At 72.9% G+C, this 2765-nt stretch carries 2 protein-coding genes and 2 pseudogenes; 1 reads left to right on the forward strand and 3 read right to left on the reverse strand.

The genetic code is table 11. From position 1 onward, the window contains the following. Window positions 1-427, forward strand: a pseudogene (locus DQP57_RS26450) (hypothetical protein); the annotation flags it as partial. A gap of 4 nt (window positions 428-431) precedes the next feature. Here DQP57_RS26450 and DQP57_RS26455 read toward each other — a convergent pair. The 3 genes and pseudogenes from DQP57_RS26455 to DQP57_RS26465 all read right to left on the reverse strand — a co-directional run. Next, entirely contained in the window at window positions 432-1094 is a 663-nt protein-coding gene (locus tag DQP57_RS26455) for a TIGR04282 family arsenosugar biosynthesis glycosyltransferase (RefSeq protein ID WP_112635869.1), read from the reverse strand. Continuing rightward, a complete protein-coding gene (locus tag DQP57_RS26460; protein ID WP_205869249.1) occupies window positions 1091-1753 on the reverse strand; it encodes a glycosyltransferase family 2 protein in 663 nt (220 codons plus the stop codon). The genes DQP57_RS26455 and DQP57_RS26460 overlap by 4 nt, the downstream gene beginning before the upstream one ends. 2 nt (window positions 1754-1755) lie before the next feature. Beyond that, window positions 1756-2765 (reverse strand): annotated as a pseudogene (locus tag DQP57_RS26465) (hypothetical protein); the annotation flags it as partial.

Raw genomic sequence — 2765 nt, forward strand, 5'->3', positions numbered from 1 at the left:
CGCGGTGGCGGTGGCCTTCGCGGTCGCCGGGTTCTTCTGGTTCGACGGCTATACGCTGGTGCAGCAACGCTATTGGCAGGGCATCGCCAAGGACCGGCCGTTCCAATATTGGAGCTGGGCCAACCTGGCGTGCGTGGTCTGCGCGATCGGGCTGGGGGGCGTCGCGGGGATCGGCCGGGTGTTCGACCGGGCCGCCATCGGCCGCCGCTCCGGTTTTCCTCTGCTGCTGTTGGGTGTGCTGGCCGCCGTTGTCCTGGCCGACCTGAGCATGCTCAGCAAGGCCGAGGTGGAGCGCATCTGGCTGCCGTTCACCGTCTGGCTCACCGCGGCGGGCGCCCTGCTGCCGGTGCGGTCACACCGGATCTGGTTGGCGCTCAACGCGATCGGCGCGCTGGCGCTCAACACGATAATCCTGACGCACTGGTAGCTCGCTAGAGGCCGGCCGCGCGGGTGACGCGCGCGAACCGACTGCCGGGCGCGCAGTCCCCGCGCACCACCGCGACGTCGTCGACGAAGTCCACGTCGGCCAGCGTCTGCACCGTCACCACGTCAATGCCGTTGTTGCGCAATGCCTTCAACGTGAGTTCGCCGGTGTCGGGCACCGACATCGGCACGGTGCGCAGGCAGTCGGCCATCGCCGGCTGCCGCACGCCCAGCACCCACCAGCCGCCGTCGCGGGCCGGCCCGAGCACCGCCGGCGCTTCGAGCAGCCGGCGCGCGCAGCCCGCCAACAGATCGGCGGTGACCTGGGGGGTGTCCATCCCGATCTGCAGCACCGGCAGCCCGGCGGCCGCGTCGGCGTGGGCGTTGGCGAGCCGGGCCGCGAAATCCTCGCCGCGCTGGGGGATCACGGTGAAGCGCGCCAGCACCTCGCGGATCTCGGCGGCGTTCGCGGCGCCGGCCACGTCCCCGGTCAGCGCCACCACCCGGGCCGCAACCGGCGCGGCGGCCACGGCGTCGAGCGTGTCGAGCAGTGCGGCGGCGGCGATTTCGGCGGCGACCCGATCGCCCACGGCCGCCGCGAGTCGCGTCTTGGCCCGGCCCGGTTCGGGCGCCTTGGCGACCACCAGCAGGGTCACCGGCAAGGCGCTCACGAAATCACCTTCCAGAAGTCGAGGATCGCGGTGATGCTGCCCCGCAGCGAGCCGCTGACCTTCGACTTGCCGCCCGTGCGCGGGCCGTAGCTGATGTCGAGTTCGACGACGCGCCAGCCGGCGGCCGCCGCGCGCACCAACAACTCCAGCGGGTAACCCGATCGCCGGTCCGCGACGCCGAGCTGCAGCAGGGCATCGCGGCGGGCCACCCGCATCGGCGCGATGTCGTGCACCGGCAGGCCGTGACGGGTGCGCAGTCGCCAACTCATGACCACGGTGCCCACCCGCGCCACCCAGGGCCAGTGCAGCCCGGGCACGGGGCGGCGCCGCCCGGTCACCAGGTCCGCGCCCCGCTCGAGCTCGGCGACCAACCGGGGCAGCTCGCCGCCGTCCATCGAGCCGTCGGCGTCGATGACCGCCACGATCGGGGTGGCCGCGGCCAGCACGCCCGCGTGCACGGCCGAGCCGTATCCGGCCCGCGGTTCGGCGACGACTCGGGCGCCGTGCCGGCTCGCGACCCCGGCGGTGTCGTCGGTGCTGTTGTTGTCGACCACCAACGCGCGGTAGCCGGCGGGAAGGGTGGCCAGGACGGCCGGCAGCGACTCCTCCTCGTTGAGGCAGGGCAGCACCACCGTCACCTGGCCGTCGGCGTCGGGCACGCTCAGAACCCGCGGTGGGGGCGCGGCTCCTGCGGAAACAGCGGCTGCGAATGCGTCGGCGGCACGGTCTGCTGGGTGTGCGTCGGTGCCGGCGCCTGCGTGGTCGCCTTGGTGCTCGGCGGCGAATACGTCGTCGTCGGCGGCTCGTGCGTGGTGGTCGGCGGCGAATACGTCGTCGTCGGAGGCGAATACGTCGTCGTCGGCGGCTCGTGCGTGGTGGTCGGCGGCGAATACGTCGTCGTCGGCGGCGAATACGTCGTCGTCGGCGGCGAGAACGTGGTCGTCGGCGGCGAGAAGGTGGTCGTCGGCGGCGTGTAGGGAGGGTTGTACGGCGGGTTGTAGGGCGGGTAGTTCGGCCCCCACCCAGGGATCGGGATGGGAATCGGAATGGGCACCGGCACAATGGGATTGGGGCGCGGCGCCCAACCGGGTTCGGGGTTGGGCACGACGCCGGGGTTGACCGGGGCCTCGGGCACCGGACCGGCCGGGACCCCGCCCCCTGACGGCGGCGCGACCTGCTGCGGAACCGGGTTGTTCGGGGCCGGGACGGTGCCGCCCTGGAATCCGGCGTTGGGCGCATCGGCCGGGGGCGGCGGCAGCGGCGCCTGCTGCTGGCTCGGCAGGATCGGCATGAACTTGCCCGGGGTGCCGTTCTGCACCCCCACCACCGGCTGCCGGCTGGCGGTGGGCTCGACGGCGACCGCGATCGCGGTGGCCAGCGATGCCAACCCGATCACCGCGAAGGCGACGACGGCGTTGCCGATCACCAACGACCGGCGCGACAGCTTGGACTCGGCCTCGTCGACGTCGCCGTACTCGTAATCGTCGAGTTCGGGGTCGTACTCGTCGAATTCGCCGGGATATTGCTCGCCGTCATCGGCCATCGAGTAGGCCAGCTGTTGGTCTTCGGCGTCCGGATCGGCGAACTCGGCCGCCGGCACGATGGTCGTCTCGTCCCCGGCGGCCCCGGCCGCGGGCGCCATCGCGGTGGCATCCCCGAACGCCGGGGCCA

This window comes from Mycobacterium colombiense, from assembly GCF_003284935.1.
GTDB lineage: Bacteria > Actinomycetota > Actinomycetes > Mycobacteriales > Mycobacteriaceae > Mycobacterium > Mycobacterium arosiense_A.